11 protein-coding genes are annotated in these 16,511 nt (G+C 72.3%); 2 read left to right on the top strand and 9 right to left on the bottom strand.

What is annotated here, in order from left to right; genetic code table 11:
- The first annotated feature begins 166 nt into the window (after positions 1–166).
- Complete coding sequence (locus ACZ5K7_RS05895; protein ID WP_468910982.1) at positions 167–1,729, top strand: glycosyltransferase family 39 protein; 1,563 nt, start codon at positions 167–169, stop codon at positions 1,727–1,729.
- 2 nt (positions 1,730–1,731) lie between these two features.
- Here the strand turns inward: ACZ5K7_RS05895 and ACZ5K7_RS05890 are convergent, their stop codons facing one another.
- Entirely contained in the window at positions 1,732–2,214 is a 483-nt protein-coding gene (locus ACZ5K7_RS05890) for a MarR family winged helix-turn-helix transcriptional regulator (RefSeq protein ID WP_351701467.1), read from the bottom strand.
- Between the two features lie 125 nt (positions 2,215–2,339).
- Here ACZ5K7_RS05890 and ACZ5K7_RS05885 point away from each other — a divergent pair, with 125 nt between their 5' ends.
- The gene (locus tag ACZ5K7_RS05885; protein ID WP_351701464.1) at positions 2,340–2,756 is read left to right on the top strand and encodes an organic hydroperoxide resistance protein; all 417 of its coding nucleotides are present in this window, start codon (positions 2,340–2,342) and stop codon (positions 2,754–2,756) included.
- Here ACZ5K7_RS05885 and ACZ5K7_RS05880 read toward each other — a convergent pair.
- The 8 genes from ACZ5K7_RS05880 to ACZ5K7_RS05845 all read right to left on the bottom strand — a co-directional run bounded on the left by ACZ5K7_RS05880 (position 2,743) and on the right by ACZ5K7_RS05845 (position 16,407).
- Positions 2,743–4,425 carry a hypothetical protein gene (locus tag ACZ5K7_RS05880; RefSeq protein ID WP_468910826.1) on the bottom strand — a complete coding sequence of 561 codons (1,683 nt, stop codon included), beginning with the start codon at positions 4,423–4,425 and terminating at the stop codon, positions 2,743–2,745. The genes ACZ5K7_RS05885 and ACZ5K7_RS05880 overlap by 14 nt on opposite strands.
- 78 nt (positions 4,426–4,503) lie before the next feature.
- Positions 4,504–5,880: a hypothetical protein gene (locus ACZ5K7_RS05875; RefSeq protein ID WP_468910824.1), complete on the bottom strand. Its 1,377-nt coding sequence runs from the start codon at positions 5,878–5,880 to the stop codon at positions 4,504–4,506.
- Positions 5,877–8,075 carry a bifunctional glycosyltransferase/CDP-glycerol:glycerophosphate glycerophosphotransferase gene (locus ACZ5K7_RS05870; RefSeq protein WP_468910822.1) on the bottom strand — a complete coding sequence of 733 codons (2,199 nt, stop codon included), beginning with the start codon at positions 8,073–8,075 and terminating at the stop codon, positions 5,877–5,879. Before ACZ5K7_RS05870 ends, ACZ5K7_RS05875 begins: the two co-directional genes overlap by 4 nt.
- 2 nt (positions 8,076–8,077) lie before the next feature.
- Positions 8,078–10,279: a bifunctional glycosyltransferase family 2 protein/CDP-glycerol:glycerophosphate glycerophosphotransferase gene (locus ACZ5K7_RS05865; RefSeq protein WP_468910819.1), complete on the bottom strand. Its 2,202-nt coding sequence runs from the start codon at positions 10,277–10,279 to the stop codon at positions 8,078–8,080.
- Positions 10,280–10,403: 124 nt separating this feature from the next.
- Positions 10,404–12,665: a bifunctional glycosyltransferase/CDP-glycerol:glycerophosphate glycerophosphotransferase gene (locus tag ACZ5K7_RS05860; protein WP_468910816.1), complete on the bottom strand. Its 2,262-nt coding sequence runs from the start codon at positions 12,663–12,665 to the stop codon at positions 10,404–10,406.
- Between the two features lie 184 nt (positions 12,666–12,849).
- Positions 12,850–13,689: a carbohydrate ABC transporter permease gene (locus tag ACZ5K7_RS05855; RefSeq protein WP_351701445.1), complete on the bottom strand. Its 840-nt coding sequence runs from the start codon at positions 13,687–13,689 to the stop codon at positions 12,850–12,852.
- Positions 13,686–15,017 carry a carbohydrate ABC transporter permease gene (locus tag ACZ5K7_RS05850; RefSeq protein WP_351701443.1) on the bottom strand — a complete coding sequence of 444 codons (1,332 nt, stop codon included), beginning with the start codon at positions 15,015–15,017 and terminating at the stop codon, positions 13,686–13,688. Before ACZ5K7_RS05850 ends, ACZ5K7_RS05855 begins: the two co-directional genes overlap by 4 nt.
- Before the next feature lie 7 nt (positions 15,018–15,024).
- Positions 15,025–16,407, bottom strand: coding sequence for an ABC transporter substrate-binding protein (locus tag ACZ5K7_RS05845; protein WP_468910811.1), 1,383 nt, complete (start codon positions 16,405–16,407; stop codon positions 15,025–15,027).
- Between the last annotated feature and the right edge of the window lie 104 nt (positions 16,408–16,511).

Below are 16,511 nucleotides of genomic sequence, written 5' to 3'. Positions count from 1 at the left end.
CGTGGTGAGTATCGGGCCTCTCGTAAAAGCGCATCCGCGAACGACGCGAACGACGACAACCGGCCGGCCGACTCCGTCGAGTCGGCCGAAGCCGTTGGGGGGACCGTCCGCCGGGCCGCCGGGCCGCGCGCGCCGTGCCGTCGTCGTGGCCGTCCCGGCCGCGGTGATGCTCGCGGTCGGCCTCTGGGGGCTGCACCGCGGCGGGATGTGGCGCGACGAGGCCGTCACCTACCAGGTCGCCCGGCGCACGGTGCCGCAGATCTGGCGGCTGCTGCACGGCGTGGACGCGGTGCACGGCCTGTACTACCTGCTGATGCACGTCGTCCTCGCCGCCGCGCCGGGCCGGCCGGGCGAGGTCGACCTCCGGCTGCCCTCGGTGTGCGCGGCGGCGGCCACCGCGGGCCTGGTGGCCGCCCTCGGCGCCCGCCTGGCCCGGCCGCGCGTCGGCCTGTGGGCCGGACTGATGTACGCGGTCACTCCGCTGGTCGGCCACTACGCGCAGGAGGGCCGCTCCTACGCCCTGGTCGCCGCCGGCGCGACCGGCGCGACCCTGCTGTTCGTACGGGCGGCGGACGAAAGGGAGACCGGAGGGGAGGCCGGAGGGGAGACCCGAGGGGAGGCCGAAGACGGGATCGAGGGCGAGACCGGGGGCGGGACCCGGGGCGGGACCGGAGGGGGGTGGCGGGTCTGGTGGTGGTACGGCGCCGTCCTAGGAGTCACCTGCTGGCTGCACGAGTTCGCGGTCCTGCTGCTGCTCGCGCACGCGGGAACTCTGGCGCTGGCCCGTTCGTCGGGAAGGGTGTGGCGGGGGTGGGCCTGCGCGGCCGGGGGTGTGGTGCTGTCCCTGCTGCCGATGGTCGTCGTCTCGCACGCGCAGTCGGCCCAGTTGGCCTGGCTGCGGGAGCCGGACCTGGAGACCGCGCAGGAGTTGCTGCGCCAGTACCTCGGACCGACCGACCGGGTGTACTGGCCATGCCTCGCGCTCGGTCTGCTGGGGCTGGCCCGGCTGGTGGGCCGGCGTGGCGAGGTGACCCTCGCGGCGGTCGCGCTGCCACTCGCGGTGCTGCCACCGGTGGCGTTGATGCTGGCCTCGCAGCTCACACCGCTGTACGTCGACCGGTATGTGCTGTACGCGCTCACCGGGGCGCCCCTGCTGGTGGCGCTCGGCGCGGACCGGGTCGCCGGGGTGCTCGGCCGGCTCCGGTCGCAGGGCTCGGCGAGCACGCCCAGGCCGCCCGCGGTCACCCTGGCCGGGGTCCTGGCGCTCGCCCTCGCCTTCACCCACCAGGTGCCGCTGCTGCGGCAGGACCGGGTGCCGACCACCCGGCCCGACGACCTCGGCGCGGTCGCGGAGGCGGCGGCGCGTGCGTTGCGGCCCGGTGACCCCGTGCTGTACCTGCCGGCCCATGCGCGGGGGACGGAGCTGGCCTACCCAGCCGATTTCAAGGGCACGCGGGACGTCGCACTGGCCGAACCGGCTTCGGTGTCCGGGACGTTGTACGGGAGCGAGGTCGGGGCGGGGACGCTGCGGCGGCGGCTCGCCGGGGTGGACGAGGTGTGGGCGGTGATGGAGAAGTACGCGCTGGTGAGCGGGTACCGGCCGCGGCTCGCCACGGAGCGCGCCAAACTCGCCGTGCTGAACCAGCAGTTCGTGCTGCGGGAGGAGATGGTGATCGACCGGATCGCGCTGCGGCTGTATGTGCGGCCGATTCGGAGTGGGCTGGGCTGAGTTCAGCGCGCCCCTTCCTCCGAGGCCGCCGTGTCCAACGCCCCGGTCAGCTGGTCCAGGCGTGCCTTCAGGTCCCGTATCTCGTCCACGTCGAAGCCGGTCGCGGACATGATCCTGCGCGGTACCTCGAACGCCCGCTCCCGCAGTTCGGTGCCCTGTTCCGTCAGCCGTACCTCCACCGAGCGTTCGTCGCGGGCGCTGCGCTCCCGGTGGACCAGGCCCGCCGCCTCCAGGCGCTTGAGCAGGGGTGACAGCGTGCCGGAGTCCAGGCGCAGGTGTTCGCCGAGCCTCTTGACCGGCAGGTCGCCCTGCTCCCACAGCACCAGCATCACCAGGTACTGCGGGTAGGTGAGCCCGAGGTCCTTGAGGATCACGCGGTAGACGCTGTTGAAGGCGCGGGACGCGGCGTGCAGGGAGAAGCAGATCTGGCGGTCCAGGCGCAGCCACTCTGCCTCGGGGGCGGGGGTGGGGGTCGTCGCGGTCATGGCTCGATCGTACCTCTTGCGAGTCATTTAGTTGTGCGCAATTTAATTGTGTGCTCTACTTGCTGTCGTGAGGGCGGCCGGAACGGAGCCGCCGGAACGCAGAACTTCGAGAGGGATGGTCTTCCATGGACGCGCTCTACACCGCAGCCGCCACCGCCACCGGCCGGGAGGGACGGGCGGTCAGCTCGGACGGGCAGCTGGACCTCGCGCTGGCCTTCCCGCCGGCTCTCGGCGGCAACGGCCAGGGCACCAACCCCGAGCAGCTCTTCGCGGCCGGTTACGCCGCCTGTTTCGCCAGCGCCCTCGGCGCCATCGGCCGCCAGGCCAAGGTGGACACCGGCGAGATCTCCGTCACCGCCGAGGTCGGCATCGGCAAGGACGAGTCCGACGGCGGCTTCGCGCTCAAGGTCACCCTGCGCGTCGAGCTGCCCGAGGAGCTCTCCAACGAGACCGGCGAGAAGCTCGTGCACCAGGCCCACGAGTACTGCCCGTACTCCAAGGCCACCCGGGGCAACATCCCGGTCGAGCTCATCGTCGAGTAGTCAGCCGGGCGGTCGGCCGGGCGGCCACCGGGACGTCCCCCGTCCGGGTGAGCCGCGCGAGCACCTCCCCGGTCCGCCGGCTCCAGTCCACGACCACCGCATCTCCGGGCAGCCGCTCGCGCCGCGTCAGCAGCAGCCAGCGCACCCGGGGGCGGTGGTCGTGCGCGTCGGCCAGTTCGATGCCGTATCCGGGGAGCAGGCGTACGGCGTAGTAGGCGTCCGTGATCACCGGTTCCCCGGGGCCGATGTGCCGGGCCGCCCAGTCGTACGACGGCCAGCGCGGCGGCTGGACGAAGCCGACCGGGTCCAGCGAGCGCGGTACGACCGCCCCGGCGTGCGCGGTCAGGAAGCCCAGACAGGCCCCGCCGGCCGCGGCCCACCCCAGCGTTCGCCGTCGGCCCGGCCAGGGCCGCTCGGCCGCCAGCTCCACCGCGAGCGCGCACTGCGGCGCCAGAAGGGCGGGACCGAGCAGTTCGCCGAAGCCGTGGCGGACGCCGTACCCCGCCAACAGGGCCTCCAGAACGAACAGCAGTACGAGCGGATCACGCCAAGTCGCGGCCCGTGCAGGGGCTTGTCCCGCGGCCCGTCCATGGACGCGTCCCGCCCTCCAACCCGCGACCGGACACCCCCGCCGATCCGTCTGCCGATCCGTCTGCCGGTCCGCCGGTCGATTCGCCCGCAGATTCGCCTGCCGGTCCGCTCGCCCTGCGGCCCGTCGAGGCCCCTCCCCGGCCGCGCACCGCGCCCGCACCCACAGCGCCGGCACCCCGAGCAGCGCCAGCCAGCACTGCCCGACCATCCCACCGAAGCCGCCGAAGCCACCGAAGCCGCCGAAGCCGCCGAAGCCGCCGAAGCCGGCGAAGGCCTCGTACGCCCCGTACGGCTGTGGCGGCACGTGCGCATGCGTCCCGAAGGCGATCACCCCGGCCGCCACCGCGCCCGTCAGCCCCCACCGCCCCCACACCGCGCCCCGCCACTCCCGCTGCCACCCGGCCGTGAACGCCACCGCACCGGCCGCCGCCGCCACGCCGAGCACCGGGTCGACCAGGGCCACCACCCCGTAGAGCACTCCGAGCGCCGCGTATCCGGAGAGGCTGCGCAGGCCGCTCGGGCCGACATAGCGCACCCGGCGCAGATCGCGGGCCCGGGCGCCGGTCAGGGCCCAGGCCCAGAGGGTGAGCCCGAGGGCGAACGCGGACGGGTAGCCGAGGCTGCCGGTCAGCGGCAGCAGGGCCAGCGAGCCGCCGCCCCACCCGGGCCGGGTGCCCCACAGCACGGACAGGAAGACCAGCGCCAGCACCGGTGCCCAGGGACGCGGGGAGAGCACGCGGACCAGTCGGCCGAGGCCGGTCAGCAGTACCAGCAGGTTCAGCGGGCCGCACACCCGCAGCAGCTGCCAGCCGCTGAGCCCGGTCAGCCGGGCCAGCGCGTCCTGGGTCAGTACGTACGGGGAGACGGCGGCGTCCGTCAGGCCCGCCCGCAGCAGCCGCTCCACCGCCGCCGCGTGCTGTCCGGCCTCGCAGCACGGTGGCACCCGCCAGTACGCCAGGGTCATCACCAGCCAGAACAGCAGGCCGGAGAGCTGGTAGGGGGTGGGTCTCCGGGCGCGGCCGCCGCGCAGAGCGGCGGAACCGCGCGCGGCGCGCCGGACCAGGGCGCCGGTGCTCACCGGAGAGAACGGACAGGGCGGACCATTTGCCGAGTGTTCCCGCGCGTCCCGGTGGCGTCCCGGCCGCTCTGCCGCCCGTCACCTCATCGAGTGAGCCCCCGGCAGGCCCCCGCCGCTCACCTTGTCGAGTGACTCCTGTGCGGGAACCGGAACTACCCGGTCCACCAGCGGCTCAAGGAGCAACGGCACCCCCACCACCGGCAGCAGCCAGGCCAGCACGATCAGCCGGTCGCCCCAGATGGTGATGTCCGGATGCCCGGCCTGGGTCAGGAACCCGGTGCCCGCGGCCGCCAGCAGGAAGACCCCGAAAGCCGGCCGCCGCCGCGCTCCCCACACCCCGGCCGCCAGCGCCGCCGGGAACAGCGGCGCCAGCAGCTGCCGGCGCAGCCACTCCACCCAGAAGTCCCACTCCAGATGGAGGAACTCCGGCCAGGGCCGGACCCGGTCCGGGTGGGTGTAGTGGCCGGTCAGCAGGTCCTGCATGCTCTCCGCCTCGGAGGGATAACGCAGCAGCCGGGCCAGCAGCAGGGTGCCGGCGACCGCCGCACAGCCCGCCGCGGCGATCGCCACCACCCCGCGCCCGGGCGCCCGGCCGCGCCGTCGCCGCCCCACGGCGACCACCGCTCCCGCCCCGGCCAGGCACACCCCGAGGAACAGCGCCTGCGCATGCTTCACGGCGAACAGCGCGAGCAACGCCCCCGCCACCAGCGCCGTCCCCACCCACACCGTCCCCGCCGTCCCGTCCCGAGCGGTCCCCGCCGCCCCGGCCCGCGCCGTTCCCGCCGTCCCCGCCCGCGCCGCCCCCGCCCGCCCGGTGAGGGTCAGCGCGCAGCCCCACATCGCCGTCAGGGTCAGTGCCAGCGTCAGGCCCTCGGTCATCGGCCGCATCGCGGTCGTGCCCACCGGGAGGACGTAGTACAGGGCCTGCCCGGTCAGCGCGAGCGGTACCGGTACCGACAGCGTCCGCAGGACCAGGAAGGCCAGCACCCCGCCCGCGGCCGTGACCAGCACACTCGCCAGCCACACCCCCCAGGTCACCCCGAACACGGTGACGAACGGCAGCAGGAACACCGGATAGCCGGGCCGCACCTCGAAGATCGCCCGCAGCCGGGGAGCCACGAAGGGCACGACGTGCCCGTCCGTCTGTCCGGCCGCCAACCGGCGCTCCACGCGCCGCAGTTCATCCTCACGGCACTCCGAGAAGACCCGCCCCGCCGGGCTCGGCGCGTGGAAGTGCAGCACGTTCACGCTCTGCGCGCGGGCCGCCTCGGAGGCCTGGCCGGCGCAGGCCCAGTCGATCGTCCGGGCCGCCGCCTCCCGGTGGTCCACCCCGCCCAGGGTCAGCGCGTAGGACACGTAGTTCTCGGAGTCGGGGGTGTCCCGGCCGGTGACGTTGGCCAGTTGCAGCACCGCGAACACGGCGGCCAGGACCAGCACCCAGGTGCGCGGTCTCACGTCGACGCCAGCAGATCGCGGCCCGAGACGGGTTCCGGCACCCGTACACCGGCGGCCGGCATCGGCTCGCCGAGCAGCAGCGTCCGTACGACCCGCTCGGCGGCCCGTCCGTCGTCGAACTCGCAGAAACGGGACCGGAAGTCGGCCCGCAGCCGTGCCGATTCCTCGTCCCGCCAGCCGCCCGAGGCGAACAGCCACGCCAGCTCCCGGTAGGAGTGCGACACATGGCCCGGCGCCTCGGCGGTGATGTCGAGATAGGCGCCCCGGCTCGCGGTGCAGGTGGCCCAGTCGTCGGCGTGCACGACGATCGGCCGGTCCAGGTTGGCGTAGTCGAACATCACGGAGGAGTAGTCGGTGACCAGGGCGTCCGCCGCCAGCAGTACCTGCTCCCCGTGCGGTTCGCCGGTCGCGTCGACCACGATCCCGCGCCGGTGCAGCTCGGCCAGGCCCATCCCGCGCGCCGGACCGGTCGCCAGCGACGGATGCAGCCGGACCACCAGGGTGTGGCCCTCTCCGAGGTCGGCGGCGAACCGGGCCAGGTCGATCCGCTCGGCATGACCGCCCCGGACGTGGTCCCGGCGGGTCGGGGCGTAGAGCACGACGGTGTGGTCGGCCGGAATGCCGTACCGGGCACGGAAGTCCGAGGGGCCGCCCTGGACCAGCACGTCGTTGCGCGGGCTGCCCGTGCGGGCCGACGTGAAGTGGCAGGGGTAGGCCCGCTCCCACACCAGCTCGGAGTGGCGGTTGGCGACCAGGCTGTGGTCCCAGCGGTCGGCCCGGCGCAGCATCTGCGGCACGTCGAGACCGAGCCGGGCACCGGGCTTGCCCAGCAGGTCGGCGCCCAGGTACTTCAGCGGGGTGCCCCGGTGGGTGTGGATGTGCACGCTGCCGGGCCGCTTGACCAGCGCGCCGGGCCAGTTGACGTCGTTCACGAGGAACTTCGCGCGGGCGGTGAGCCGCCGGTACCCCGGGGAGTCCAGCAGTACGTACTCCACGTCCGCGGGCAGTGCCGCCGCCACCTCCGCGTCCTTCACCACCCAGACGCCCCGCAGCCCCGGCGCGATCTCCCGGGCCTTGCGGTAGACGGCCGCCGGGTCGCCCAGCAGGCCCCGGTGCGAGGACGCCGAGTACAGGACCAGCTGCTCGTCCAGCGCGCGGTGACCGCCCAGCCCGGTCAGCCCGGTCAGCGCGTGCCGGGCCCGGGCCCCCGCCGCCCGCCGCACCCGCAGCGCCTGGCGTCCGCTCTCCCGGCCGATCCGCGCGGCCTGTTCGCGCAGCCGGTACGACGCGTACGAGCCGCCCAGTACCCCGAGGTCGGCGCCCTCCGGCCGGTACGCCCGGTACAGCTCCGCGGTACGCCGGAAGAACTCGCCCTTGGCCGCGGGCGGCAGCCGGTCCGGTTTGGCGAGGATGTCCAGGCAGTGCTCGCCCATCTTCCGGTGCAGATACGGCCGCCAGCCCGCCAGCTCCGGGTGCGCGTCGACGTACGCGAACACCCTGCGGTACTGGTCGTGGACGTCGAAGTGCTTGCGGCTGGTGGTGGAGAGGATGTTGCCCTGGCGGCGCTGACGGTAGTTCAGGCAGATCCGGTCGAGGGTGGCGATCCGGCCGGCGCCGAGCAGGACCGGGAAGGTCCACGGGGTGTCCTCGTAGTAGCCCGACGGGAACCGGAAGCCGTTCTCCTCGACGAAGTCACGCCGGTAGACCTTGTTCCACACCACCATCAACAGGTCGAGGATCTCCGGGTGTTCGGCCGCGGTGAAGACGGCGTCGGTCGAACTCAGCACCTCGGCGAGGGCGTTGCGCCGGGTGCCGCCCCACCAGTAGGTGCGGGCGTAGTCGAAGACCAGGACGTCCGGGTCGCCGGTCTCCGCGAGCCGGTCGGCGATCGCGCGCAGCGCGCCCGGGGTGAGCGTGTCGTCGCTGTCCAGGAAGAGCAGGAAGTCGCCGGTGGCGTGCGGGAGTCCGGCGTTGCGGGCGTGGCCGAGGCCGACGTTCTCGGGCAGGTGCAGGACCCGCACGCGCGGGTCGCGGGCCGCGTACTCGTCGAGGATCGCGCCGCTGCCGTCCGGGGAGCGGTCGTCGACGGCGATCACCTCGATGTCGTGGAAGGACTGCTCCAGGACCGAGTCGAGACACTCGCGCAGAAACCCCTGCACCTTGAAACAGGGCACGACCAGACTGAATCGGGGCACGGTCAGCTCCTCGCGAAGGCGGTGGCGGCCGGGGCGGGCAGGCGTTCCGCGAGCGGGATCAGCGGCGGGAGCGCCTCCGGCGGCTGGCCGAGGAACACCCGGCGTACGACGCGTTCGGCGGCCAGACCGTCGTCGAACTGGCAGAAACGGGCCCGGAACTCGGCCCGCAGCCGCTTGGACTCCGGGCTCCGGTGGGAACCCTCGCGGAAGATCCGGGCCAGTTCCTCGGGGGTGCGCGCGACCGGGCCCGGTGGCTCGGCCAGCAGGTCGAAGTAGACGCCCCGGGTCTCCCGGTAGACCTCCCAGTCGTCGGCGTAGACGACGATCGGCCGGTCCAGGTTGGCGTAGTCGAACATGATGGAGGAGTAGTCGGTGATCAGCGCGTCCGCCGCGAGACACACGTCCTCGGCGGAGCGGTGCGCGGTGACGTCGATGACCCGGCCGGTGCCCGCGAGGGCTCCGCGGTCGTAGAAGTAGTGGGCGCGCAGGAGGACGACGACGTTCTCGCCGGCCGCCTCGCAGAACGCCTCCAGGTCGAGGCCGGGCTCGAAGCCGGTGTGGTGGTCGCGGTGGGTGGGGGCGTACAGCACGGCCGTCCTGCCGTCCGGCACGCCCAGGCCGCGACGGGCCCGGACCACGTCATGGGCCGACGCCGTGTAGTAGACGTCGTTGCGCGGATAGCCGTACTCCAGCGCCTCGTACGAGCCGGGGAAGGCGCGCTCCCAGGTCTGGGTGGAGTGCCGGTTCGCGGAGAGGTTGAAGTCCCAGCGGTCGACGCGGCCGAGCAGTTTGGTGAAGCTGCCGGTCTGCGCGGCGACCACCGGGTACGTCGACTGGTCGACGCCCATCTTCTTCAGCGGGGTGCCGTGCTGCGTCTGCAGATGCACGCTGCCGGTCCGCTTGACCACGCCCTCGGCGAAGTTGGCGTTGTTGACCAGGTACTTGGCGCGGGCCAGCACCTGCCAGTAGCGGCGGCTGCCGATCACCGCGTACTCGACGTCCTCGGGCACCGTGTGTTCCTGGCCGGCCTCGACCAGGAACACCGAGCGCAGCCGCGGGGCGAGTTGACGGGCCGTGGCGTGGATCGCGGCCGGGTTGCAGGTGTAACCGCGCCCCCAGTAGGCGCAGTACACGGCGAGACTCTCGTCGAGAGGGCGGCGCAGGTCGAGGGCGTAGCGCAGCCGGGTGAGCGGCAGCCGCGGGCGGGGCAGCCGCCCGGCCGCCCGGACCGCCGCCCGGTTGGCCCCGCGCAGCGCCCGGAACGCGGTGTACGCGCCCGTCGCGAGGAGCCGGTGCTGCATGCCGAGACTCCCGCCCGGCATCCGGAACCCGGCCGGGCGGTACGTACGGTGCAGCCACCCCGCCCGCCGGAAGAACGCCCGGTGCCCGGACGGCAGCCGCCGCGGGCGGGCGGCCGTCCTCAGCACGGCCTCGAAGAGCTGCTCGAACAGCGGCCGCGCCCGTTCGCCCGGGAGTCCCGCCGCGAGCGCCCGTGCCAGTACGAGTTCGACCTGGTCGAGGAGTTCGTGCTGATGCGCACCCGGCAGGTTCAGCCGGCTGCCCTGCCGGCGCAGCCGGTGCCGTACGACCACCGAGCGCAGCACCGCGACATGTTCGGCGGCGATACCGGTCAGGCCGCCCCAGCCGACGTCCGTGAAGTGGCCGTCGGGGAACCGCAGCCGACGGTCCGTGAGGAAGGCGCGGTGGTAGGCCGCGCTCCATGCCGGCAGCGTCACGCCGGTCAGCGCGGGTGCCTCGGCCGGGGCGAAGGCGCCCTGCGGGGTGCCCGCCAGCAGCGGCGCCGCCGGGTTGGCAGGCTCGCCCTCCCACCAGGGCGCCCGCTCGTGCTCGAAGTGCAGCACGTCCACGTCACCGGTCTCGGTCAGCCGTGCCGCCAGCCGCGCCAGCGCGCCCGGGACCAGGACGTCGTCGCCGTCGAGGAACAGCAGATACGTGCCCCGCGCCGCCCGCATCCCGGTGTTGCGGGCCCCGCTCAGCCCCGCCGACGGCGGTGAGTGCACCGGGGCCACCCGGGAGTCCCGCTCGGCGTATCCGGTGGCGACCGCGGCGGCCGGGGCGTCCGGCGCGTCGCAGACCGGGATCAGCTCCAGGTCGCCGAAGGACTGGGCGAGGACCGAGTCCAGCGCCTGGGACAGCCGGCCGGCGACCCCGTGGGACGGGACGATGATGCTGAAGCGGGGCATGCTGCTCTTTCTCAGGTGTCCATGCGGCCCGGCCTCCCCGTGGGTCGCCAGGTGGACGGCCGCGACGGAGTGGGCCGCGAGGTGTTCGGGGGCATGAAGGAACTCCCTGGAAGGCAAACGGCGGTCAACGGCTCTCGGTGACGGGCAGGTGACCAGAAGGTTGCGGAACGGTGGCCAGCGGGGAGTGGGCGAGCCCCGAGGCCGCCGACGGAACAGGGTGCCGCTCGTCAAGGGGGATGACCTCCGGCAGCCCGGCCGGCTCACCGAGCACCACATGCCGTACGACCCGCTCGGCGGCGCGTCCGTCGTCGTACCGGCAGAACCGCTCGCGGAACGCGGCGCGCAGCTGCGCGGAGCGGGAGCCGCGCCAATGGCCGCTGGCGAAGATGTCGATCAGCTCGTCCTCGGTGCGGGCGACCGCGCCGGGCGGGCTGGAGCGCAGGTCGAAGTAGGTGCCGCGGGCCGCGTGGTAGGCGTCCCAGTCCTCGGTGTGCACGACGATCGGGCGGTCCAGGTTGGCGTAGTCGAACATGATCGACGAGTAGTCGGTGACCAGCGCGTCCGAGGCGAGACAGAGGGACTCCACGCTCGGGTGGTCACTGACGTCGATCACCCGTCCGCCGGCCGCGAGCGGGCCGCCGTGCCAGTAGTGGGCGCGGGCCAGGATCACGAAGCGCGGGCCGAGCCGGCGCACGATCCGGTCCAGGTCGAGTGCGGGGCGCTGGGTGCGCCGGTAGTCGCGGTGGGTGGGCGCGTACAGCAGCGCGACCGTGCCCTCGGGGACGCCGAGGGACTCGCGGATCCGGGTCACGTCGGCGGAGGTGGCCTGCTGGAAGACGTCGTTGCGCGGGTAGCCGTATTCGAGGGTGGTGTAGCCGCCCGGGTAGACGCGCTCCCAGGTCAGGGTGGTGTGGCGGTTCGCGGACAGGAGGTAGTCCCACTTGTCGACGCCTCGCAGGAGCTCCTCGAAGTCCATGCCGGCGGCGGCCGCCGGGTGTTCCTGGAGGTCGAGGCCCATGTGCTTGAGCGGGGTGCCGTGCTGGGTCTGCACGAACACCTGGCCGGGGCGCTTCTTCAGCCGCCGGTCGAAGTTGACGTTGTTGACCAGGTACTTGGAGCGGGCCAGCGCGGTCCAGTAGCCGAAGGTGCCCGGACGCAGCCGGCGCGGGCCCGGCGGGACGGTGTGCTGGTGCTCGGGGCGGGCGATCCAGGAGGTGCGGATGTGCGGGACGTGACTGCGGAACGCCGCCTCCAGCGCGCCCGGGTTGCAGCTGTGGCCGCGGTTCCAGTAGGCGGCGAAGACCGCGCGGTCGGCGCGCAGCGGCAGGCGCAGCTGGACGCGGTAGTGCAGCTGGAGGAGGGCCGAGCGCAGGCCCCGGACGGACTTGACGGCGGCCTTGACCGTGCGGCGGCCCCCGGACCGCGCCAGCTGGAGGGCGCGGTAGGTGCGGTGCAGGCCGTAGTGGACGAGGCCGTGGCGGATCCGGGTGGGCCACGGGACCGGGGTGCCCGCGGCCCGGTGGCGGCGGTAGTGGGCACGGGCCCTGCGCAGGAACTCGGCGCGGGTGCCGCGGGGCAGCCGCTCCCGCCTGGTGAACACCGTCGAGAAGTGGTCGATCATCCGCCGGAACAGCACCGGCCGCCAGCGGGCCAGTTCGGGCCGCTCCTCGACGAACGCGAAGACCCGGTCGTACTGGTCGAAGATGTCGAAGTGGCTGCGGCTCGCGGTGCCGAGAATGCTGCCCTGCCGCCGCTGCCGGTAGTGCACGCAGACCCGGTCCAGGGTCGCGATCGTCCCGGCGGTCATCAGGACCGGGTAGGTCCAGGGGGTGTCCTCGTAGTAGCCGGGCGGGAAGGCGAAGTCGTGCTCCGCCACGAACTCCCGCCGGTACGCCTTGTTCCAGGCCACCATGAGAACGCGCAGGAGGCCCGGCCGGTCCTCCAGCCGGAAGGGTGCCGGGCCCTGTTCGGCCAGCTGGAACGCGACCTTGTTGCGCTCCGCCCGGCCCGTCCAGAAGGTCCGCGCGTAGTCGTAGACCAGCACGTCCGGCTCGCCGGTCTCCTTGATCCGGTCGGCGATCGCCCGCAGCGCGTCGGGGGTGAGGGTGTCGTCGCTGTCCAGGAAGAGCAGGTAGTCGCCGCGCGCCTGCTCCATCCCGGCGTTGCGGGCACCGCCCAGGCCCTGGTTCTCCGGCAGGTGGACGGCCCGTACGCGCGCGTCGCGGGCCGCGTACTCGTCGATGATCGTGCCGCAGGCGTCCGGCGAGCGGTCGTCGACGGCGATCAGTTCGAGATCGGGATACGACTGCGAGAGCACCGAGTCCAGGCACTCGGGCAGATACGCCTGGACCTTGTACGCGGGGACAATGACACTGAACCTGGGCAAGGGACATCCATGGGTCGGTCGGCGCGGGCGTTCTGCCCGGGAACGGCCAATGGAGTGATTAGGTTACGGTTCGTTACTTCATGTGGGTTACGTTCAGTACTGTGCTTTCCGGGGGACACCCCCAGACCCGCGGCGAAGGGCGAGCCGATGACCGACTCGCCCTTCTTTGAACTGCCCTGTGTGGTTATTTGACCGCGCCGGCCATCACCCCGGACACGAACTGCCGCTGGAACGCGAAGAACACCGCCAGCGGGACCACCATCGAGATGAAGGCGCCGGGGGCCAGGACGTCGACGTTGTTGCCGAACTGGCGGACCTGGGTCTGGAGCGCCACCGTGATCGGCTGGGTGCCCGACTTGGTGAACACCAGCGCGACCAGCATGTCGTTCCACACCCACAGGAACTGGAAGATGCCCAGACTCGCGATCGCCGGCCCACCCAGCGGCATCACCACCCGCGTGAACAGGCGCAGTTCACCGGCGCCGTCGAGGCGGGCCGCCTCCAGCAGCTCCCGCGGGATCTCCGCGAAGAAGTTCCGCAGCAGGAACACCGCGAACGGCAGGCCGAAGCCGACATGGAAGAGGACCACCCCGAGGATCGTCCCGAACAGGCCGATCTTGCCGAAGAGTTCGGCGATCGGGATCAGCGCGACCTGCACGGGGACCACCAGCAGACTGACCACGGTCAGGAACCACCAGTCCCGGCCGGGGAACTCCAACCACGCGAACGCGTACCCGGCCAGCGCCCCGATGATCACGACCAGGACCGTCGCCGGGACGGTGATCAGGACGGTGTTCCACAGCGAGTTGGTGATGTCGCTGTTCTCCAGAAGGTTCTGGTAGCTGTCGAAGGTGAGCTGGGACGGCTTGGCGAACACGTTCCACCAGCCGCTCGCGCTCATGTCCTCCGGGGAACGCAGGGAGGAGGCGAGCAGCCCGATCGTCGGCACCAGCCAGAACAGGCCGACGACGATCAGGAAGACGCGGACCAGACCGCCGTTGATCTTCTCCAGCAGCCAGCTCATCGCCGCTCCTCCCGTCGCAGCCGACGCACGTTGAACCACATCACCGGGATGACGAGGAGCAGCAGGAACACCGCGATCGCGCTCGCGATGCCCGGCTGGTCCTCCGCGAAGCCCTTGCGGTACAGCTCCAGGGCGAGCACGTTCGCGTCGTCCTGCGAGGAGCCCGGCGCGATGATGTACACGAGGTCGAAGACCTTCAGCACGTTGATCATCAGGGTGACGGTGACCACCGCGAGGACCGGCGCGAGCAGCGGCACGGTGACCTTGCGGAACACCTGCCACTCGGTCGCCCCGTCGACCCGGGCCGCCTCGAGGAGTTCCCGGGGGACACCTGCCAGTCCGGCCGCGATCAGCACCATCGCGAAGCCCGCCCACATCCAGATGTACGACCCGATGATGGCCGGCGTGGCCAGGGACGGGCCGAGCCAGTCGACGCCGTTGTAGGGCTGCTTGAAGTTGCTCGCCGGGAGCCTGAGCTGCGCTCCGTCGGCAGCGGCGGGCAGGGTGAAGGTGCCGTCGGCGGCGGCCTTGGCCGAGGCCACCACCTTGCCGTCCTTCACCGCCTCGACGCGCATCCCGTCGTAGCCGACCTCGGACGGGTCGGGGGCGCCGAGCCTGCCGACGCCCTTGCCGCGGGTGAAGTCCTGCCAGGTGGTCCCGGTGATCTTCCCGGGGTCGGGCCTCGCCGCCACGGCCTTCTTCGCGCCGTCGGGCATCTGGTCCGGGGCGACGCCGACCAGGGGGAGGGCGACGGTCTGCCCGGTGTGGACGGTGGCCGTGGTGACGAAGCCGCCCTGGTCCGGTTTCAGGGGCGACTCCCGGCCCGGGTGGGCGTTCGGGAACGCGGAGGACTGGGCGAAGGTGTCGTGGATGCCCACCCAGACCGCGTTGGCGACACCCTTGTCCGGGTCCTGGTCGTAGACGAGACGGAAGATGATCCCGGCGGCCAGCATCGAGATCGCCATCGGCATGAAGACGACCAGCTTGAACGCCGTTCCCCAGCGGATCCGTTCGGTCAGCACCGCGAAGACCAGACCGAGGGCGGTGGAGATCGTCGGCGCGAACACCACCCAGATGATGTTGTTCTTCAGGGCGGTGCGGATGCCGTCGTCCGTGAAGATCGCCTTGTAGTTGTCGAAGCCGGCGAAACCGTCGCCGTTCGCGTTGTAGAAGCTGCGGATTAGCGAGTACCCGATCGGGTAGACCACGAGCGCGCCGAGCAGCACCAGGGCGGGGAGGAGAAAGAGGAACGCCACGGTCCTGCGGGTGCCGGTCACGCTCTTGCGGCGGCCCGGTGGAGCGGGGGCCGTCGTCGCGGGTGCGGCCATCGCCGGGTCAGCTTCCGCTGCCGTAGGCGGCCGCCGCGTCCTTCTCCAGCTTCGCCTGCGCGCCCGCGACGTCCTTCGGGTTCTTCAGGAAGTCCTGGAGGTCCTTCCACTCGCCCTTGCCCGGGGTACCGCCGAACGCCTGCGGGGCCTGGTCGGACATGTCGAAGCGGAAGTCGTCACCGGAGGAGATCAGGGCCTTGGCGATGGTGCGCTGCACCTCGTTCGGGTACGCCGAGTTCGGCACGCTCTTGTTCGGGGAGAGGTAGCCGCCGAGCTTCGCCTGGATCGTCGCCGCGTCCGGGGAGGCCAGGAAGGTCGCGAGGGCCTGGGCCCCCTTGGAGTCCTTGAAGATGACGGCCGCGTCACCGCCGGAGACCACGGGCGCGGCGGAGCCGACCGCCGGGAACGGGAACACCTTGGCGTCCGTGCCCACCTTCGCCTTGGTCTGACCGATGTTGACCTGCACGAAGTCGCCCTCGTAGACCATCGCCGACTTCGGCTGGTCGCCGCCCGTGAAGGTCTGGGTGACCGAGGTGGTGAACTCCGTCTGCAGCGCGCCGTTCTGGCCGCCCGCCAGATAGTTCTTGTTGCCCCAGATCTGGGCGAGCGTGGTCAGCGCCTGCTTCACCGACGGGTCGGTCCACTTGATCTTGTGCTGGGCCAGCTGGTCGTACTTCTCCGGGCCCGCCTGGGAGAGGTACACGTTCTCGAACCAGTCGGTCAGCGGCCAGCCGTCCGCGCCGGCCACCGAGAACGGGGTGACACCGGAGTCGTACACCGCCTGCGAGGTCGTCAGCAGGTCCTTCCAGGTCTTCGGCTCGGTGGCGCCCGCGTTCTCGAAGACCTTGGCGTTGTACCAGATCAGCGACTTGTTGGCGGCCTTGTAGTAGACGCCGTACTGCTTGCCGCCGACCTTGCCGATGTCCTGCCAGCCCTGCGAGTAGTTCTTCTGCACTTCCTTGACCGCGTCCGCGCCGAGCGGCTTCGCCCAGCCCTTCTGCACGGCCTGCTTGATCGCGCCGGGCTGCGGCAGCAGCGCGATGTCCGGCGGCTGACCGCCCGCGATCTTCGACCCGAGGAAGTTGATGATCGGGTCCTGGGCGGGCACGAAGGTGACCTTCGCCCCGGTGCGCTTCTCGAACTCCGCGAGCACCTGCTTGAAGTTCTTCTGCTCCTGCCCGGTCCAGACGGCGGCCACCTCCAGCGTGGTGCCGTCCAGCTTCGGGAGGGTGAGGGTGGAACCGGACGGACTGGCGCTGCTCTCCGAGCCGTTGTCGTTCTTCTTGTCGTCGCTGCCTCCGCACGCGGTGAGCGCGAGGGCTCCCGCGAGGAGTGCGGCAAGCGTGGTGACGGCCCTGCCTGTCCGGATGGTGTTGCTCATGGCGCGCATCACTTCCCCGTTCGTCGTTCCTCGTTGAACGTCAGAACTCTGTCCCGTGCGCTCCGGTGTACGCGGGGGGCGCCTGTGCGGCAAGGGTGCGTACAGGTGAGGGC

The organism is Streptomyces sp. NPDC031497 (assembly GCF_055580905.1).
This window is presented reverse-complemented; position numbering and strand designations above follow the sequence as displayed.

Coding starts and splice junctions, on each gene's coding strand:
- ACZ5K7_RS05895 (WP_468910982.1), top strand. CDS start 167: ATGCTCGCGGTCGGCCTCTGGGGGCTGCACCGCGGCGGGATGTGGCGC.
- ACZ5K7_RS05890 (WP_351701467.1), bottom strand. CDS start 2,214: ATGACCGCGACGACCCCCACCCCCGCCCCCGAGGCAGAGTGGCTGCGC.
- ACZ5K7_RS05885 (WP_351701464.1), top strand. CDS start 2,340: ATGGACGCGCTCTACACCGCAGCCGCCACCGCCACCGGCCGGGAGGGA.
- ACZ5K7_RS05865 (WP_468910819.1), bottom strand. CDS start 10,279: ATGCCCCGCTTCAGCATCATCGTCCCGTCCCACGGGGTCGCCGGCCGG.
- ACZ5K7_RS05855 (WP_351701445.1), bottom strand. CDS start 13,689: ATGAGCTGGCTGCTGGAGAAGATCAACGGCGGTCTGGTCCGCGTCTTC.
- ACZ5K7_RS05850 (WP_351701443.1), bottom strand. CDS start 15,017: ATGGCCGCACCCGCGACGACGGCCCCCGCTCCACCGGGCCGCCGCAAG.
- ACZ5K7_RS05845 (WP_468910811.1), bottom strand. CDS start 16,407: ATGCGCGCCATGAGCAACACCATCCGGACAGGCAGGGCCGTCACCACG.